17 protein-coding genes are annotated in these 17,369 nt (G+C 59.1%); 10 read left to right on the top strand and 7 right to left on the bottom strand.

Annotated elements, in window-relative coordinates; all coding sequences use genetic code 11:
* Positions 1–357 precede the first annotated feature (357 nt).
* Positions 358–1,584 carry an ATP-binding protein gene (locus PZH32_RS03865; protein WP_275206319.1) on the top strand — a complete coding sequence of 409 codons (1,227 nt, stop codon included), beginning with the start codon at positions 358–360 and terminating at the stop codon, positions 1,582–1,584.
* An 86-nt stretch (positions 1,585–1,670) separates the two neighbouring features.
* On the opposite strand, the gene PZH32_RS14225 is transcribed toward PZH32_RS03865, so the two are convergent.
* The gene (locus PZH32_RS14225; protein WP_428994011.1) at positions 1,671–2,495 is read right to left on the bottom strand and encodes an AraC family transcriptional regulator; all 825 of its coding nucleotides are present in this window, start codon (positions 2,493–2,495) and stop codon (positions 1,671–1,673) included.
* 758 nt (positions 2,496–3,253) lie between these two features.
* On the opposite strand from PZH32_RS14225, the gene PZH32_RS03855 reads away from it, so the two are divergent.
* The 4 genes from PZH32_RS03855 (at position 3,254) to PZH32_RS14220 (ending at position 5,507) form a co-directional block, all read left to right on the top strand.
* Positions 3,254–3,541, top strand: a complete 288-nt coding sequence (locus PZH32_RS03855) for a type II toxin-antitoxin system RelE/ParE family toxin (protein WP_275206317.1) — start codon at positions 3,254–3,256, stop codon at positions 3,539–3,541.
* 11 nt (positions 3,542–3,552) lie between these two features.
* Positions 3,553–3,834 (top strand): addiction module antidote protein, encoded by a 282-nt coding sequence (locus PZH32_RS03850; protein ID WP_275206316.1) that lies wholly within the window; start codon positions 3,553–3,555, stop codon positions 3,832–3,834.
* Positions 3,835–3,873: 39 nt separating this feature from the next.
* On the top strand, positions 3,874–5,115 hold the full coding sequence (locus PZH32_RS03845; RefSeq protein ID WP_275206315.1) for a hypothetical protein: 1,242 nt from the start codon (positions 3,874–3,876) through the stop codon (positions 5,113–5,115).
* Between the two features lie 80 nt (positions 5,116–5,195).
* Positions 5,196–5,507: an Arm DNA-binding domain-containing protein gene (locus PZH32_RS14220; protein ID WP_428994010.1), complete on the top strand. Its 312-nt coding sequence runs from the start codon at positions 5,196–5,198 to the stop codon at positions 5,505–5,507.
* Between the two features lie 287 nt (positions 5,508–5,794).
* On the opposite strand, the gene guaA is transcribed toward PZH32_RS14220, so the two are convergent.
* From guaA to PZH32_RS03825, 4 genes are all read right to left on the bottom strand, one after another.
* Complete coding sequence (gene guaA, locus PZH32_RS03840) at positions 5,795–7,399, bottom strand: glutamine-hydrolyzing GMP synthase (protein ID WP_275206314.1); 1,605 nt, start codon at positions 7,397–7,399, stop codon at positions 5,795–5,797.
* A gap of 185 nt (positions 7,400–7,584) precedes the next feature.
* Entirely contained in the window at positions 7,585–8,463 is an 879-nt protein-coding gene (locus tag PZH32_RS03835) for a tyrosine-protein phosphatase (protein ID WP_275206313.1), read from the bottom strand.
* A gap of 102 nt (positions 8,464–8,565) precedes the next feature.
* Entirely contained in the window at positions 8,566–10,035 is a 1,470-nt protein-coding gene (locus PZH32_RS03830; protein ID WP_275206312.1) for a dicarboxylate/amino acid:cation symporter, read from the bottom strand.
* Positions 10,036–10,137: 102 nt separating this feature from the next.
* A complete protein-coding gene (locus tag PZH32_RS03825) occupies positions 10,138–10,509 on the bottom strand; it encodes a sulfurtransferase (protein WP_275206311.1) in 372 nt (123 codons plus the stop codon).
* Positions 10,510–10,829: 320 nt separating this feature from the next.
* Between PZH32_RS03825 and PZH32_RS03820 the strand changes: the two genes are divergently transcribed.
* The 5 genes from PZH32_RS03820 (at position 10,830) to PZH32_RS03800 (ending at position 16,214) form a co-directional block, all read left to right on the top strand.
* A complete protein-coding gene (locus PZH32_RS03820) occupies positions 10,830–11,234 on the top strand; it encodes an ArsR/SmtB family transcription factor (RefSeq protein WP_428994009.1) in 405 nt (134 codons plus the stop codon).
* A 79-nt stretch (positions 11,235–11,313) separates the two neighbouring features.
* Complete coding sequence (locus tag PZH32_RS03815) at positions 11,314–11,541, top strand: heavy-metal-associated domain-containing protein (protein WP_275206310.1); 228 nt, start codon at positions 11,314–11,316, stop codon at positions 11,539–11,541.
* A 198-nt stretch (positions 11,542–11,739) separates the two neighbouring features.
* Positions 11,740–13,659 carry a heavy metal translocating P-type ATPase gene (locus tag PZH32_RS03810; RefSeq protein WP_275206309.1) on the top strand — a complete coding sequence of 640 codons (1,920 nt, stop codon included), beginning with the start codon at positions 11,740–11,742 and terminating at the stop codon, positions 13,657–13,659.
* Positions 13,660–13,915: 256 nt separating this feature from the next.
* On the top strand, positions 13,916–15,166 hold the full coding sequence (locus PZH32_RS03805; RefSeq protein ID WP_275206308.1) for a hypothetical protein: 1,251 nt from the start codon (positions 13,916–13,918) through the stop codon (positions 15,164–15,166).
* 79 nt (positions 15,167–15,245) lie between these two features.
* The gene (locus tag PZH32_RS03800; RefSeq protein WP_275206307.1) at positions 15,246–16,214 is read left to right on the top strand and encodes a patatin-like phospholipase family protein; all 969 of its coding nucleotides are present in this window, start codon (positions 15,246–15,248) and stop codon (positions 16,212–16,214) included.
* Between the two features lie 69 nt (positions 16,215–16,283).
* On the opposite strand, the gene rplL is transcribed toward PZH32_RS03800, so the two are convergent.
* Both rplL and rplJ read right to left on the bottom strand, forming a co-directional pair.
* Complete coding sequence (gene rplL / locus PZH32_RS03795) at positions 16,284–16,664, bottom strand: 50S ribosomal protein L7/L12 (protein WP_275206306.1); 381 nt, start codon at positions 16,662–16,664, stop codon at positions 16,284–16,286.
* Between the two features lie 91 nt (positions 16,665–16,755).
* Positions 16,756–17,277, bottom strand: a complete 522-nt coding sequence (gene rplJ / locus PZH32_RS03790; protein ID WP_275206305.1) for a 50S ribosomal protein L10 — start codon at positions 17,275–17,277, stop codon at positions 16,756–16,758.
* Between the last annotated feature and the right edge of the window lie 92 nt (positions 17,278–17,369).

Genomic DNA, 17,369 nt, shown 5'->3' with positions numbered 1-17,369 from the left:
AGGCACGTTTTCTGTCGCCAAACTTCAGCCATGGGAAGATCCATCCCCCACTCAAAAATCAGGGGCGGCTCGCTCGCCGCATCACTAAACATGCGGTTTGCATCGAGAACGTCAACCATAGTGCAGCTGTTCATATGGCCTTGCATATCACAAGTCAACTTTTCCCAGTCTCTAGTCATAGCGCCCAAAATATCCACCACGCGAAAGATCACCAGACGCGCATTTGTGCACTCAACATCCAAAAGGGCAACCGCCAGAACAGCCTTTTCCGACAAGCCAACTAAGAGCTTGCATCACTTTTTTCGGCTAATTTTACATCTGTGATAAAATTAGCCGAAACACCAGTAAGGAGGCATAATGGAGTACATAAATCGGGATCTAGAAGCCGAGTTCCTTGCTTATGCTAACGAATTTCCCATTGTGCTTCTCACTGGCATGCGCCAATGCGGGAAGTCCACCATGATCGCGCATCTGGCCAAAAACGACCGGCCCTCTGTCACGCTCGATGATCTGCAGGAGAGAGCCCTCGCGCAAAGCGACCCTCAGCTCTTTCTTCAACTACACGAGCCGCCGCTTATTATCGACGAGGTGCAGTACGCCCCGCAGCTCTTTCCTTACCTGAAAATATACGCAGATACCCACCCCGATGATTGCGGCGCTTTCTGGCTAACCGGCTCGCAACCATTTCCGCTCATGAAGCTTGCCGGCGAGTCGCTTGCCGGCCGCGTGGGCATCCTCCATATGCTTCCCCTATCGCAGCACGAGCTCTACGGGTCGGGTCCGCTACTCAAGTTGGACATCAAAATCAGCTCGCTCAAAGAGAAACTATCCGAGCAGACGCCTGCAACGCTACCCCAAGTTTATGGGCGAATCTTCCGCGGATGGATGCCTGCCGTAAACAACGGACGCAGCACGAATGTTGATCATTTTTATCGCAGCTATATGCAAACCTATATCGAGCGCGACGTGCGCGACCTCGACGGCTCTGCTAATGTGCTCGACTTTTCGCGCTTCATGGCCGCCGTCGCCGCCCAAACCGCCCAGCTCCTCAACGTCGAGTCTCTCGCACGCGACGTAGGCATTCCCCGAGCCAAAGCGCAGGAGTGGCTCGGTATCCTGGAGAAATCCGACATCGTATTCTTGTTGCAGCCCTATTCGAACAACGCCATGAAACGGGCCGTTAAGACGCCCAAGCTCTATTTCAACGACACGGGGCTAGCCGCTTGGCTTGGTCGGTGGAGCTCCGCGGAAACCCTCGCTGTCGGCGCCCTGGCTGGGCAGATTTTCGAGAACTACGTGATTAGCGAGATCGTAAAGACACTTACTAACAGCGGCGATGCTGCCAAGCTTTGGTTCTATCGAGATCGCGACGCCAAGGAGATCGATGCGGTCATCGAGCGCGACGGAGCTCTTCATCCCATCGAAATCAAGCGAAGCGCCAACCCGCAGCGCAAAGATATTGGCGCTTTCTCGACCCTGGAAAGATCGACTCTGGAACTAGGAACAGGACTCCTGGTCTGCCTCACCGAGAAGCTCGGCGCTCTCGATGAAAGCTGCCTGACGTTTCCAGCTTGGGGACTTTAAGGGAGGCCGATTCGCGCGCCTTCGGAGAAATTGCCAAGTTACACATTCGCTGCAGGGGCAGTTGGCAATGGATCGCCAACAAATGCTCAGCAGCCCATCATCCTCTGGTACGCGCCGGGGGTTGTGCCGAGGCGCTGCTTGAAAGCGCGGGTCAAATGAGCTTGATCGGCGAAGCCGACTTCTGCTGCCACGGCGGCGGGTTCCACGCCCTCCCGAAGCAGGCGGCACGCGCATTCCACGCGAAGCGATGCCAGGTGCCGCATGGGCGTGATGGAGAAACGACGCTTATAGGCGCGAATGAGGGTGTAAGTGGAAAGCCCCTCCTCAGCCGCAAGGGCGCTAAGGGACGAAGGAGAGGCCAGATGCCCACAGAAGTGGGCCATTGCGCGCTGAGCCGCGTCTTCGTGGAGGCCAGCCGGAAGAGGAGCGTCCCCGCCGTCCTCCGCAGCCTCTTCTTCAACCAGAAACTCGCACAAGCACAACACGGCTTCAGCTATCTGAGTTTCGGTCCCTTTCTCAATGACTCTCAGCACTTCCCGAAAGGCTTCAACAGCCGCAGGACCGCTCGCCTTCGGCCCCGCGAGCCGAGCTCCATCAAGAAGCTCAGCCGCTACCGCAATGCTGTCATAGGCGAACACGCCCCCATCGCTTTGCTCGCAGCCATGAACGTCACCAGGGTTGAATACTACCAGATCGCCGGGCGCGAGCTCAAAAGCGGCCTCATTGCAGACAAGCGAGCGCCGCCCTTCCTCCACAAGCCCAATCACGTAATGCCCGTGGGCATGCGCCGCAAACGGCTGCACCACCCCACAGTACCGCCGCCGCTCCCCTATCCCAGGCAATGGGACAACCACGCATTCAGGCGATTCACATCCTGGTCGGTCCCCCTGTTTTGAATCAAGCACAATCATTCAAGCAGCATACCCCTACTGGCACCTCAAAGATTGAATAGAATTGCGGCTTGCAATGAATCAAGTATGCAAGGCGTACTACTAAGGTTGCGCAAGCGTGGTATCATCCTCACCAGCAAAGCGCCTGAGCGGTGAGTATTTCACTTAAGTCGGGCGCTTTCGTTTTGCGATGACGCACTTCATGTCAGCGCGCTGGAGCCCTAACCCCCATTGGCTTCTTTCTTGCCAGCGCATCCCCTACTCCCACTCTATTGTTGTAGGCCTGAAAGTTCTTACCATAGATGCCCACCATTCCCATACGTGTTAGCAGGAGCGAGAGGCGTCCTGCAGTTACAGTTTCATTTTGAACTCAATGAGATAGAGAATCTCATTCTAAGTAGCGGAACAAATCGCAAGATATCGAAACCAGTACTCTGAACTGGTATTTTACTACAACGAGGTATTCCCCTGAGTACGGGCGATGCCCGCGCCTTTTGGAAAAGCCTGAAATTTACTCCGCTGGAATAGATTGGGGACAAATTTCCGCTCTGAAATACTACGTCTAACCTGCGCTTCCTGAATCTGCTAAGCTCAAAGTGAGTTCAGATTGAGTTCGACCTAGAAACCGATGCGGGGACCCGATAGACAGAGGCTCGCCCGAGATGTCGCGCTGAGCTCAGCTTCCCACTGGGCAAATTGTCCCAGTTGCTCTGATCTGCTCGTTCTCGATGAGAATTGACAGTAAGTATAATATAGTATACACTTCAAGCATACTGAAATTGCTACAAACAGATGAGTTCGAGGAATGGCTAAAGCGCCTGAAAGATACGAATGCGCGAGCGCGCATCAGCGTGCGACTCAGGCGAGTCTCGCTGACAGGGAACTTAGGCGATGCGAAGCCCGTTGGAGACAGCATCTATGAGCTTCGAGTGGATTACGGCCCTGGATACCGGGTGTACTACTCTCAGCGAGGCAAGGAAATCCTTCTCCTTCTGATCGGCGGAGATAAGTCGTCGCAGCAGAAGGATATCGCGAAAGCAAAGAAGATCAACGCGGAGTACGAGTGATGGAAACGAAGATGAAGAAAGCGACCAAATGGGATGCATCTGAATACCTCGCGAGCGAAGAGGACATGGCCGCCTATCTCAACGCTGCCTTGGAAGATGGCGACACTTCCGTAATTGCAGCTGCTCTTGGCGACATCGCTCGCGCAAAGGGCATGACTCAGCTTTCAAAAGAGACCGGGATCACTCGCGATGGTCTTTACAAGGCTCTTTCCCCTACGGGGAATCCATCATTCGATACAGTGCAGAAAGTTGTAAAAGCTTTCGGATTGAAACTGGATGTGGCTACGGTCTAGCTTCAAAATACTATTAATGAATATTTGGAATGAGGATAGATGATTGAGTTATTCGCAAACGTTATCATTCCAGCATTAGCCGCCTTGCTTTCCTTCTTCGGAGCGCTCTTTTCAAAGATTAATCAGCGGAGTCGAATAAGGAGCGATATCGCTATACATAATGAACTCTCTGATCTTGCTGAGAACGACGCTGATCTTTCTAAAACCCTAGAAAGACTAAAGGAGCAGATTAATCGAGAAACCAGCCTCCTTACAGGAGGCGAAGCGCGGTGGTCTCTCTTGCCAAAAGGTATCACTTTTCTTTTGGTAGGAGGTTTGCTGTTTTTTGCACTTGCAAAATTCATTCCAAACCTTAATCTCAGTGATTTCTTATCCCCCTTTCTAGTCTATTTATACTTTTTGATTCTGCTCCTTGGTGCATGGTGCCTGACCAATGGGCTGAAACATATCTATCGCTATATCGGCCTTAAAGCGCATCTAACGCAAGTGCTATATGCGGCAAGGTCGACCCTAAAGGATCTCGAAGAATTAAACATGAGCCTCAACCAGGCAGTCACTCATCAGAACGAGCTTACATCTTCGTTTAGATATATAGCTATCGCACTTGAAGAGCCCTCTGTTAAATCGCATAAACCTGTGATGCTCTATTTTCCTGAAATAGAGAAGAGCGTTTCCGTCTCGCTAGATGGATTAAAGAAACTTGAAAAAGATCTGTCTTCTCAAGATGATGCAGCTAAAAAATTTACTTTAGAAAAAGAATATCTACAGCAGAAAACAGAGGAGGTATTAAAAGAGATATCCTATATCGAAAAGCGTTCCCTGTTCTCGCTATTTCTTAATAGCCTTTCTAAGAAAATCTTGAATCAACAAAAGAAAGCTAACTCCTTAGAAGAAACTCTTCGAGAGAATGAAGATAGCATCTCTTGGTGTCAGGAAGCTGTTAGGGATTCCGTACGTTTACATAGAGATATTAACAATGACTCAAACTCGGAGAATCGAATTGTCATAAAAGACGCTTCTACAAAATTAGTCTTTGATACGTCTAAAGATATTTTTGATTCAGAGCACCTAGATAACTTTTTCGAAGACCTTCGAAACGGTAAGTTCGAAGTCTTCAAAACAAAAGGTAATGACGAAGTTCTTGTTGTGGGAAAAAGAAATACTGAATCTCGCTACCGCGAACATACGACCAGCACGGTTATTGGATTCCTTATTTCGGAAGATGGGCGTTTTCCCGAGTATCTTCGAATCAGCCATGCCCCTTTACGACACACATATTAGCATCCAAGCGTTCAAACCTTTCTTCATGTATAAGTCTCATACTGGCTGATACGCTTCTGCTGCAGAGGAAAGGCCACGGTATGAGCATTTATAGAGACAAATCAGACAATTGCTGGATATCTTCATGTCGATTTAAGGATGCCAATGGTACTCCCAAGATAACGACAAAGCGTGGCTTCGAGACAAAAGAAGAGGCAGGGGAATGGGAGCGGCGTCTCAAATCCGAATCGAGCCTTCGGACACTGACCATTTCTGAGTTCTTCAGAGTCTATGCGCGCGACATCAAACCGACCGTGACTGCTAGCACATGGGAGAAGATTGACGCATTCTGCCGACGATGCCACGCCATGCCTTCTGTAGAAACAATGAAGGATATCCATAGCGGACCTTAGAGGGCGCAAGACGCATCATCCCAAAGACGCGCCTCCCTCTTTTCCCGTAGTGTCGGATCAGCCGATCAGATGGAAGGAGGGATGCGCATTCGATAATCTTCGATAAAATAAATCAGCCAACAGCGAAGTGGTTCGTATTTCATTCTATTCCGATGGGAATAACCAGCTGTCATGAACGGTGGATTTCAGCCTCTCGTGATGACACCCTGATGACGCTCTTAGTTTATGGTTCGCGGTCGAGCAACGCTCTGAACTGGTCAAACGCTTCCGTGTGGGCCACTTGCCCCCTACTCAAACTCAATAGTCGCCGGCGGCTTGCTCGTCACATCGTAGAACACGCGGTTCACTCCCGGGACTTCGGCTACGATGCGGCTGCTCATACGGCCCAGCAGATCGTAGGGGAGCTTCGCCCAGTCGGCGGTCATGGCGTCCGAACTCTCCACGGCGCGCAGGATCACCGGGCGGGCGTAGGTGCGCTCGTCGCCCATGACGCCCACGGTGCGGATGTCGGGCAGCGCGGCGAAGTACTGCCACACGGAATGCTCGCTGTTGCGCTCGCCGGTCTCGACGAAGAGGCGCTCATTGTAGGCATCCAGCTCTTCGCGCACAATCAGGTCAGCGTTCTTCAGGATATCCAACTTCTCGGCCGTCACCTCGCCGATGATGCGGATGGCCAGGCCCGGGCCCGGGAAGGGCTGGCGGTGCACAATGTAGTCGGGCAGCCCCAGCGCCGTGCCCAGCGCGCGCACCTCGTCCTTGAAGAAGTGGTCCAGCGGCTCGATCAGGTCGAAATGCACGCCCTCGGGGAAGGGGATGAGGTTATGGTGGCTCTTGATGGTGCTCGCCTTGCCGCCGGTCTTGCGCGCACCGCTCTCGATGATGTCGGGGTAAATAGTGCCCTGGGCCAGGAATTTCACGGGGCGTCCGTCGTCGGCCAAGTCCTCGGCCACGGCGAAGAATTCCTTCCAGAACTGGGTGCCGATAATGCGGCGCTTCTCCTCGGGGTCGGTCACGCCGCGCAAAAGCTCCAGGTAGCGCTCCTCGGCATGCACATGGATGAAGTCCACGTCGAACTGCTTCGTGAACACCTCTTCCACCTCTTCCGGCTCGCCCTTGCGCAGAAAGCCATGGTTCACGAACACGCAGGTCAGCTGCTTGCCGATGGCCTTGGCGCACAGCGCCGCCACCACCGACGAGTCCACGCCGCCGGAAAGGCCCAGAATGACGCGATCCTCCCCCACTTCCTCGCGAATGGCTGCCACCGAGTCCTCGATAATGGAGTCCATGGTCCAGTCGGGTGTAAGCTCGCACACGTTGAACAGGAAGTTGCGCAGCATGGTCTGACCAAACTCGGTGTGGCGCACCTCGGGGTGGAACTGGGTGGCGTACAGCTTGCGCTCCGGATACTCCATGGAGGCCACGGGGCACACCTCGGTGCGCGAGCTGATGGTGAAGCCCTCGGGCACGCGGCTCACGGCATCGCGATGGCTCATCCACACGGTCTGCTCGCCGGGCGTGCCGTCGAACAGGGCCGACTCACTGGCCCGCGTAATAAGCGCCGGGCCGTACTCGCCCTTCTCGGTGTGGCCCACTTCGCCGCCCAGGGCCACGGCCATGGCCTGCTGACCGTAGCAGAAACCCAGCACCGGAATGCCCAGGGCCAGAATCTCGGGGTCGATGGAGGGGGCGTCTTCCGCGTACACGCTGGCCGGGCCGCCGGACAAAATGATGGCCGCCGGCGCCATAGCGCGCACTTCCGCGGCAGTAATGTCGCAAGGCACAATTTCCGAGTACACGTGCAAATCGCGCACGCGACGGGCGATCAGCTGCCCGTACTGCGCGCCGAAATCGACGACGATGACCTTCTGCTCCGGGGTTGCGGACTCTGCCACGGTTCCTCCTAGGATATCGCTAACGTTTTTCCGAATTCTACACCCAGCCAGCCAGGGGCTTTGTTTCCAATCGTCGAATTCTCGCTAAGCGCACGAGCCCGCTGCGAAACCGCGCCGCTCCGCACCCGCAACGCGCGAGCGGCCGCATGACGCCCTCAACCCGCAACGCCCGCCCGCACGCGCACCTACGCCAGGTACTTCTCCCGGAGCGCCTTCTGCTTGTCGGGACCGAAGTCCAGCCCGCGCTCCAAATACGCATCGAAGGAGCCGTACTCCTTCTCCACCGCCGTCATGGCCGCCTCGTAGTAGTCGGAAAACGCGTAGAACAGCGAGTCCACATCGGCGTCGATGCCCTTCAGCACGTGCAGCTTGTCTCGCACGGCGTCCAGCATGGTCTCGGCCCTATTGCGCACGAACAAGTTCGTGGCCAGATAATCGCGCTTCACGAATTCCTCGGGCACACCCAGGGCGCGCTCCACAATAACCGCCGCCAAACCGGCACGGTCCTTCCCCTCGGTGCAGTGCCACAGGTACGCGCCGCCATTGCCCTCCAACAGCACGTCCATAAACGAGCGGTAGGACTCGCGGCCCTCATCGCCCAGCAGCATCTTGGGGTACAGGCTGCGCACCATCTCGTGCGGTCGCGCCGAATCGGCCGAAAGCGCCTTCAGCTCCTGTGCCAAACCGGCCCCGTGGGTAATGCCCACCGCCTCCATGCTGAAAGCCGGGAAGTCGTAGAACACCACGCCTTCCATCCGCTCCCGCGGATCGGGCTCCTTGCCGCGCTCCACTGCGGTGCGGAAATCCACCACGCCCTCCAGACGATAATCGGCCAACAACGTGGCGATATCCTGTTCGCTGGCCTTATGCAGACACCCCGAGCGCAGCAGCAGCGCCGGTCGAATGCGACGACCGTCCGCGGCGGGCAAGCCGCCCAAATCGCGGGTGTTATGCAGCTTCTCCAGCGGTATGTGGCCGAACTCGTTGAACCCGGGAATAGGCTCGGGCAGCTCAATATGACCCGCTGTTGTTTCCGTATCGTTCTGCTTCGTGCGCTCGTCCATGGAAAGCCCCTTTCGTCGTTTCCCTCATACTAGCGAGAAACCCGCGAAGGCAAGCCCGCGGACCCAAGCCGTCACAGTTCCGTAGCGCGTTGCCGCAGCCCGCTAATGTCGCCCCATCGCGGCGCCGCGCGCCTGGTCCTCCAACGCCTCCGCGCCCGCCTCACTGGTGGCGCCCTCGTCAGCCGGCTTGCCTCGACCCACGCCCGCGCCTTCGGCAATTTCACCATCGAAGAACGTCACGTCGCTCTGATCAGGCATATGATGCTTGTTCGCATATCCCGACAGCATCAGCGTCAACGCGCCGTCGCCGGTAATGTTGCAGGCCGTGCCGAAGCTGTCCTGCAGCGCGAACACCGTCAGCACCAGGGCCGTGCCGGCTCCGTCAAAGCCCAACAACCCCGTGACCAGGCCCAACGACGCCATGACCGTACCGCCCGGCACCCCGGGCGCACCAATGGCGAACACGCCCAGCAACACGCAGAACACCAACATGGTGGGCAGACTGGGCAGCCCGCCGTACAGAATCTGCGACACCACCATGCAGAAGAACACCTCGGTCAGCACCGAGCCGCACAGATGAATGTTGGCGAACAGCGGCACGCCGAAGCTGACCATGTCGCGGCGCAGCGTCTTCGCCTGGCCGGCGCACTCCAGCGCCACGCCCAAGGTAGCCGCCGACGACATGGTGCCCACCGCCGTCAAGTAGGCCGATCCGTAATGCTTCAGCACCTCCCAGGGATTCGTGCGCGAATAGGCGCCCGCCGCCCCGTACAGCACGCCCAGCCAAATGAAGTGTCCCACCAACACAATGGCAATGACCACGATGAACACGGGAAGCTGGCTGGTAACCACCCCCTCGTAGGACAAGGTGGCGAAGGTGCACACAATAAAGAACGGCAGCAGAGGGATGACGATTTTCACCACAATGGTAAGCACCATGCGCTGGAACTCCATCAGCAGCTCGGTGAAGCGGTCGGCCTTCGCCCACACCGCCGCCAGGCCAATCATAAGCGCCAGGGCCAAAGCGCTGGTCACCGACATAATGGCGGGAATTTCCAAGGGGAAGTTGAGATCGGGAATCTCGCGCAGCGGCTCGACGCTTTCCGCCAGGGCCAGATGCGGAATGATGCCGTAGCCCGCCGCCATGGACAGCAGCGCCGCCCCTAACGTAGACACATAGGCCAGCAGCACCGCTACGCCCAAAATGCGCGATACGTTCGATCCAAGCCGCGCAATAGAGGGGGCAATGAACCCGATGATGATCAGCGGCACGCAGAACACAATAATCTGGCGCAGCACATCGCCGATGGTGGCCACCACGCTCATGACGCTTTCCGGGGCCAGCCATCCCAGCACCAAACCGGCGCCTACCGCCACCAGCAGGATGAACGGCAGGCTCGTCACCACGTGTTTTACCACCGCACCGGCGCTGGGGCGCTCTGCCGAAGACGCGACCGACGCAGCAGCCGCGGCTCCCGTCCGATCTGCGGCCCCTTCCGCCGGGACACTCGCATGGGCTCCAGGGCCCTTCGCCCCCGGCGCCTCGTTCTTTCCGTCTCGCTGCATCATCATGGACTCACTTTCCCCCGAGCCCCGATACGCCGCGGAGGCGGCGTGCGGACCTGTCCGCTTCACCACCTCCGACTGCGCATGAAACTTTCCGTGGGGCTCGATTTACTTCACGAAGCTTTCGCCCGCTGTCTCTACCGGACGGGCCGGATCCTTGACCCAGTCGTCCATGCTGCCCTGGTACAGGCGCAGCTGGTCGTAACCCTGGCCAGCCAAAAGCTCGCACGCCATCTTGGCATGAGGGCCGCACTGGCAGTACACGATGGCGGCATCATGCTGGCCAATGCCGTGATCCTGGAACATCTCCGCCAGCTCGGCGCCAGCATCGTCGGTCATCTGCGCCACATCGAGGCGAATATTGACGGCCGTGGGAATGTGACCCGTATCGAAACGCAGGGTCGGGCGGACGTCCACCAGAGGCATCTTGCCAATATGCTCCTCAACGTAGTGGGCATCAACAACTTCATAAGCACTCATAGTTCTTACCTTTCTTCTGAGACCGCACGCGCATGGTGGAAACGCCGGCCCAAAGTCCGGCGTCGTCAAACCAGCCAGCCAAGATAAGCCCGGTCGATCCGTGGCATCGTGCGCGCCTTGCGTTTTTTATCCTACCCCTCCCCTAGGTGAAGAGGACAAACAGTGCCGTAACGCATCGTTACAACTTGGTGCGAAAAGGTCATTGTTCATGCAAAGTATCGCCCACTCAAAAACCCTCCCTCTCCCCCTTGACAGCGCAGTCTCCATGCCTATACTTATGAACAGTTGCTCATATGTTGTAATGTTCATAAGGAGACGCCATGAGCCAACCGACCACTATCGAGCAAGAAGCGGCCGCCGTCGTGCGCGATGCCCAGGCCCAACTTGCCGACTGCCCCTGCGGCTGCAACCGCGATGCCACCGGTCCCCTCTTCGAGGAAATGCCCGACGAGGAGCTGCTGTTCGACGTCGCCGACCTGTTCAAGGCCTTCTCGGATACCACGCGCATCAAGATCTTGTTCGCCCTCATGGGCCGCGACCTCTCTGTCAACGAAATTGCCGAGGCCGTGGGGTGCTCCCAAAGCGCCGTCAGCCATCAGCTGCGCACCTTGAAGCAGGCCCGTCTGGTCCGCGCCGAGCGCGCCGGCAAAAACGTCATCTACGCGCTGTCCGACAACCACGTCTACACCATGCTCGCCCAGGGCATGACCCACGTCTGCGAGTAACCGTTTCGAAATTAACCCCTGCGAGCGAGGCAAACCAAGTCCACGCCCGCCAAGCTGCACCCCAAGGAAAGGACCGATCATGCGAAAGTCATTCAAGCTCGAGAACCTCGACTGCGCCCATTGCGCCTCCATGATGGAAGAGGGCATCAACAAGCTCCCGGGCGTGAACAAGGCCTCCATCTCGTTCATGACCAGCAAGCTGATGATCGACGCGGACGTCGCCAACGCCGACGAGCTGGCCCCCATCCTGGACGCCGCCCAAGAAGTCTGCACCAGCTACGAAAAAGACTGCCGCATCGTCCGCTAGTTTCCCAAGGAGAGAGGCGCTTTTGCGCCAAACCAGAACGCGCCCTCCTGCTGGACCGAGCAGCCGAGGGGCCGGGTGGTGTTCATAAAGCGAGTTCCGCAGCGAACGAAACAGCCCAGTGGGCTGTTTCGCCGAGCGAGGACTGTCTGAGCGACTGAGCACCACCCGGCCCCTCGGCGGACAAGTAAGGAAAGCATTATGAGTCCCAAGCAAAAGCGCCTCTTGACGCGCGTTATCATCGCCTTCGTGCTATTCATCGCCATCGAAGTCGTCAGCTCCGTCGGCGTTCTTCACAACCTGTTCGGCGACCCCGGCGCCATCTACGCTGAGTTCGTTCTCTTCCTCATCCCCTACCTCATAGCCGGCTACGACGTCATCGGCGGCGCCCTGCGCGGCTTGGCCCACGGCCACGCCCTTGATGAGGATTTCCTCATGACCGTCGCCACCTTCGGCGCCTTCGCCCTGGTGTTCTTCCCCGACACCGACCCGCATATGGCCGAGGGTGCAGCGGTTATGCTGTTCTTCCAGGTGGGCGAGCTGTTCCAAAGCTACGCCGTCGGCAAGTCCCGCCAGTCCATCGCCGACATGATGGACATTGCCCCGGAGTTCGCCAACGTCATGGTAGAGGGCAAGCTGGAGCAGGTGGATCCCTTCGAGCTGGCCCCCGACGACGAGCTCATCGTCATGCCCGGCGAGCGCATTCCGCTTGACGGCACCATTGTCGACGGCGACAGCCAGATCGACACCGCCGCTCTGACCGGCGAGTCGGTGCCGCGCATGGCGAAACCCGGCGACGAGGTCATTTCCGGTTGCGTGAACCTTACCGGCAAGTTGGTAGTGCGCGCCAGCAAGGCCTACGAGGACTCCACCGTAAGCCGCATTCTGGAACTGGTGGAGAACGCCGCCGAGAAGAAGGCCCGCACCGAGAACTTCATCACCCGCTTTGCCCGCGTCTACACGCCGGTGGTAGTGGGCGTGGCCGCCCTGCTGGCCATCGTTCCGCCGCTGCTGCTCGGCGGCCAGTGGTCCGACTGGATCCTGCGCGGCCTTACCTTCCTGGTGGTCTCGTGCCCCTGCGCTCTGGTCATCTCGGTGCCCCTGTCGTTCTTCGGCGGCATCGGCGGTGCCTCTCGCCTGGGCATTCTGGTGAAGGGCTCGAACTACCTGGAGACTCTGGCCTCCACCGAGACCGTGGTCTTCGACAAGACCGGCACCCTGACCGACGGTACCTTCGCCGTCACGGAAATTCGCCCGACGGCCGGTATGAGCCCCGACGACCTCATTGCCGTAGCCGCCCTGGCCGAAGCCTATTCCACCCATCCCATCGCTGCTTCCGTGCGTGCCGCCTTCGGACGCGACATCGATCACGACCGCATCGACCGCGTCGAAGAGATCAGCGGCCGCGGCGTGGAGGCCGTCATCGACGGCAAGCAGGTCTTCGTGGGCAACGACAAGCTCATGGCCGACCACGGTATTGCCTTCGACGCTCCCGACGCCGTGGGCACCGTGCTTCACGTAGCCGTGGACGGCCGCTACGCCGGCTACATCATCATTGCCGACACCATCAAGCCCACGGCCGTAGAGGCCATCACCGCGCTGCGCGATGCCGGCGTGCGCAAGACCGTTATGCTCACCGGCGACCGCACCGACGTGGCCCGCGCCGTGGCCGAGAAGCTGGGCATCGGCGAAGTGCGCGCCGAGCTGCTTCCCCAGAACAAGGTGGAAGAAGTGGAGCGTCTGCTGCACGCCACCGAGGAGCAGACCCGCGGCAAGGGCAAGCTGGCCTTTGTGGGCGACGGCATCAACGACGCCCCGGTACTTACCCGCGCCGACATTGGCATCGCCATGGGTGCCATGGGCTCCGACGCCGCCATCGAGGCCGCCGACGTGGTGCTCATGGATGACGACCCGCGCTCCATCGCCCGCGCCATTGGCGTGGCCCGCAAGACCATGGCCATTGTGTGGCAGAACATCGTGTTCGCCTTAGGGATCAAGTTCGCGGTGCTCATCCTGGCTGCCTTCGGCATTGCCAACATGTGGATGGCCGTCTTCGCCGACGTGGGCGTGGCCGTCATCGCCATCCTCAACGCCATGCGCGCCATGAACGTTAAGAAGTAGGCCGCCCTGGCGGCACGGAGCCCCGAAGCGCCCCCGCCCTTCATTTCGCACCCGTTCTCCAGTCATGCCGCGAATACCAACCTCCTAAATCAGCATTTCGGCAACCAGAAGTTCACAGACCCGTCCATAGCCCCCCGAACCAGCGTCGGGGGGCTATGCTTTTATCACGCGATGCAAACGCGCCCAAGCGCGTCCCGGGCGCACGGCCCGGCCGGCAGCGCCAACTGTTGGTTCCCAACCACTATGGAGGTTTGACATGAAAGACGAGAAGGAGACTCAGCGCCTCACCGACGAGAGCATTCACGTAATGGAGGGGTTCGATCCGTCCATTCTTGAGAATGTTACTGCCCCGGTGGTCTCGCTGTACATTCCGGTGCATCATTCCGAGCGCGAAGAGCGCCGCGACGAGTGGGACGCCGACATGTTCAAGGATCTTATGAAGGACGCCGAGCGCACGCTGGCCGAGTCCTACGACAAGGATGCCTACAAGGGCATTGAGAAGCGCGCCAAGTATCTGCTCGACCACGCCGATATGCCGCTGTGGATTCACGCCGGCGAGGGCCTGGGCTTCCTCATGAGCAACGACGCCGTGTACGTGTACAACCTGTTCTTCGCCCCCGAGCCCATGGTGGCCGCCGGCGAGACCTACTTCGTGAAGCCGCTGCTGCGCAACTTCCAGTACGGCACCGAGTACTACGTGCTGGAGCTGGGCAACGACCGCTTCAGCTGGGTGAAGGGCGACCGCACCCACGCCACGCGCCAGGAACTCCCGAAAGAAGTGCACGACTACTTCAGCCAGCTGTTCGCTGACAGCGATGAAACCGAGGCCGACGTGCGCAAGCACGAGGAAGGCGCCCTGGACTTCGTGAGCCTTGAGGGCCACGATTCCCAGTACCACGACCGCAAGAGCCGCAACGAGGTGAAGAAGGAAGACGCCCAGCAGTGGTTCCGCTACGTGAACAAGGCCGTGGACGACTACCTGGTGCGCGACGACACCACCCCCATCATCCTGTGCTGCGATCCCGAGTACGTGAACGAGTTCCGCAAGATTTCCACCCTGCGCCACCTGCTGCCCGTGGGCATCGAGAAGGATCCCGCCGGCTTGAACGGCAAGGAGCTGCTCGAGGAGTCCCTGGCCGTTATGGACGGCATCCGCGATGAGAACATCAAGGAAACCGCCGAGAAGTTCGCCGGCGACAAGGCCCACAACAAGGCCTCGGACGACTGGGACAACATCGGCATGGCCCTGGCCGAGCGTCGCGTGAAGGCCCTGTTCATGGTGAAGGGCAAGGTGCTCCCCGGCGGCTTCGACATCAACACCGGCACCGTCACCTTCGACCCCAACGCCAACCCGGTCGACAACGGCTACATCGATCCGGCCGCGCCCGACATCACCGATGCCTTCGCCAAGGCCGCCCTGCTCCAGGATGCTCACATCTACATTGTCGAGCAGGATCAGATGCCCACCGACCAGCCCATCGCCGCCCTGTACCGCTACGCCGAGTAACGAACCGCGCGCCCAAAGGCTTATACTAAAAGGGAGCTCTTCGGAGCTCCCTTTTTTCGTGTCGAGAAAGCGTGATTCCATGCCCGAAGCATCTCAGAGCACCCCAGCGAAAGCCCCCAAGACGCCCACGTGCCCCGTGCCCGACCCCGCAAGCCTTGCCATCAACCAGCCCGACGTGGCGCTCATCTTCGAGGGCGGCGGCATGCGCAACAGCTACACGGCACCCATGGTGGTAGAGCTTCTGGCCCGCAACCTCAACTTCGGGAAGGTCTACGGCATTTCCGCGGGATCCAGCCATACGGTGAACTACCTGGTGCGCGATCCCGTCCGCGCTCGGGCCTCCTTCGTGGAGCTGGTGCAGTACCCCCGCTTCGGCGGCTGGGGCAGCTTTTTGCGCGGCACTGGCTACTTCAACGGTCCTTACCTCTACGAGGAGCTCATTGAAGCGGCACCGCCCGACGATCCCATGCGCTTCGACTGGAACACCTTCCGCGCCAATCCCGCCGACCTTCACATCGAGGCCATGGACTGGGACACCGGCGAAACCGTTGCCTGGACCAAGGCCGACATGGTGAACGCCCGGGACGTGGGACTCATGGTGCGCGCTTCGTCCACCATGCCCATTTTCATGCCGCCCACTACCGTTGCGGGGCGCACCTACGTTGACGGCGGCATGGGTGACAGCTGGGGCATCCTGCTGAACGCCGCCCGCGCCGACGGCTTCGAGCGCTTCTGCATCATCCGCACGCAGCCCCGCGGCTACCGCAAGAAGCCCATGGGGCGCGGAGCCCAGGCTCTGTTCCGCGCCGCCTTCCGCAAGCATCCCCTCGTGGCCGAGCGCACTATAGCGCGCTGGCAGCCCTACAACCAGCTGTGCGACGAAATCGAGCAGCTCGAGCAATCGGGCGCCGCCTGGGTGTTCTACCCCGACACCATGGAAGTCACCAACAAGACCACCGACTACCAGGCCCTCGTCAAATCCTACGAAACCGGCCAGACCCAAGCCCAGCGCGACATCGACAGCCTGGAGAAATGGCTCGCTAACTAAAAGAACCCCCGCAAAAGCGGGGGTTCTTGCATAACCGTAAAGGTTGGAGAAGTGTTCGCTTGCGCGAATTTACTTCAGGGTCACAGCAGCGCCGGCTTCCTCCAGCTTGCCCTTGATCTCCTCGGCCTTCTCCTTGTTCACGCCCTCGGCGACCGGCTTCGGAGCGCCCTCGACGACCTCCTTGGCCTCCTTCAGGCCCAGGCCGGTGATCTCACGGACAACCTTGATGACGGCGATCTTGTTGTCGCCGAAGCCCTCGAGCACAACGTCGAAGTCGGACTTCTCCTCGGCAGCGCCGCCCTCAGCCGGAGCAGCACCAGCGGCAGCCACGGCCACGGGGGCAGCGGCGGACACGCCGAAGGTCTCCTCGATGTCCTTCACGAGCTCGGAAGCCTCGAGCAGGGACATCTCCTTCAGAGCCTCAAGAATCTCTTCACGGGTAACAGCCATGTTAGTTTCCTTTCAAAGGGGGCCGGCACCTCTTTGCGCCGACCGCAAGTTTTCTTGTTTCTAAGCGACCCGTCTCAGGCCGCGCGAGCTGTTAGGCAGCTTCCTTCTGATCGGCCACGGCCTTGACGACCTGGGCCATGCCACGGGGCACACCGTTGATGCTGGTGGCCAGACCGCGAGCGACACCGGAAATAGCACCGGCGATCTTCGCCATGAGCTCCTCGCGAGAGGGCAGGGACGCGATGGCCTCCACCTCAGTGGCGGAAACGGCAGCGCCTTCCATCAGGCCGCCCTTGATCTCCAGGTTCTCGTTTGCCTTGGCGAAGTTCTTCACCGCCTTGGCGGAAGCAGCCACATCACCGCCGGCGAACACGAAGGCGCTGGGGCCTTCCAGCAGATCGTCCAGCGTGGGCAGCTCGGCCTCGGCCAGGGCCAGGTGAACCAGCGTGTTCTTGTAAACCTTGATGACCGAGCCGGCCTCGCGGATATCGCGACGCAGCTGCTGCATCTCCTTCACGGTCAGACCACGGTAGTCGACCACCCACATGGCGGAAGCGCCGTCGAGATCCTCCTTGATAGCAGCGAGCATCTCTTTGTTCTGAGCATTGGGCATAGGGTACGTACACCTCCTTTTCAAGCACTCGGGTTCCGCCCTTCACGGGTGGGCCGCCTGCCTGAAAAGGAAACGGCCCCCGCCCATAAGAC

The organism is Adlercreutzia equolifaciens (genome assembly GCF_029076695.1).
In the GTDB taxonomy this organism is placed as follows: domain Bacteria; phylum Actinomycetota; class Coriobacteriia; order Coriobacteriales; family Eggerthellaceae; genus Adlercreutzia; species Adlercreutzia equolifaciens_A.
The sequence above is the reverse complement of the archived record's forward strand: the minus strand, read 5'-3'. Positions and strand labels throughout refer to the sequence as shown.

Excerpts from the sequence above, each read along its gene's own strand:
- PZH32_RS03865 (WP_275206319.1), top strand. The coding sequence starts at position 358 with ATGGAGTACATAAATCGGGATCTAGAAGCCGAGTTCCTTGCTTATGCT.
- PZH32_RS14225 (WP_428994011.1), bottom strand. The coding sequence starts at position 2,495 with ATGATTGTGCTTGATTCAAAACAGGGGGACCGACCAGGATGTGAATCG.
- PZH32_RS03850 (WP_275206316.1), top strand. The coding sequence starts at position 3,553 with ATGAAGAAAGCGACCAAATGGGATGCATCTGAATACCTCGCGAGCGAA.
- PZH32_RS03845 (WP_275206315.1), top strand. The coding sequence starts at position 3,874 with ATGATTGAGTTATTCGCAAACGTTATCATTCCAGCATTAGCCGCCTTG.
- PZH32_RS14220 (WP_428994010.1), top strand. The coding sequence starts at position 5,196 with ATGAGCATTTATAGAGACAAATCAGACAATTGCTGGATATCTTCATGT.
- PZH32_RS03835 (WP_275206313.1), bottom strand. The coding sequence starts at position 8,463 with ATGGACGAGCGCACGAAGCAGAACGATACGGAAACAACAGCGGGTCAT.
- PZH32_RS03830 (WP_275206312.1), bottom strand. The coding sequence starts at position 10,035 with ATGATGATGCAGCGAGACGGAAAGAACGAGGCGCCGGGGGCGAAGGGC.
- PZH32_RS03825 (WP_275206311.1), bottom strand. The coding sequence starts at position 10,509 with ATGAGTGCTTATGAAGTTGTTGATGCCCACTACGTTGAGGAGCATATT.
- PZH32_RS03820 (WP_428994009.1), top strand. The coding sequence starts at position 10,830 with ATGAGCCAACCGACCACTATCGAGCAAGAAGCGGCCGCCGTCGTGCGC.
- PZH32_RS03815 (WP_275206310.1), top strand. The coding sequence starts at position 11,314 with ATGCGAAAGTCATTCAAGCTCGAGAACCTCGACTGCGCCCATTGCGCC.
- PZH32_RS03810 (WP_275206309.1), top strand. The coding sequence starts at position 11,740 with ATGAGTCCCAAGCAAAAGCGCCTCTTGACGCGCGTTATCATCGCCTTC.
- PZH32_RS03805 (WP_275206308.1), top strand. The coding sequence starts at position 13,916 with ATGAAAGACGAGAAGGAGACTCAGCGCCTCACCGACGAGAGCATTCAC.
- PZH32_RS03800 (WP_275206307.1), top strand. The coding sequence starts at position 15,246 with ATGCCCGAAGCATCTCAGAGCACCCCAGCGAAAGCCCCCAAGACGCCC.
- rplL (WP_275206306.1), bottom strand. The coding sequence starts at position 16,664 with ATGGCTGTTACCCGTGAAGAGATTCTTGAGGCTCTGAAGGAGATGTCC.
- rplJ (WP_275206305.1), bottom strand. The coding sequence starts at position 17,277 with ATGCCCAATGCTCAGAACAAAGAGATGCTCGCTGCTATCAAGGAGGAT.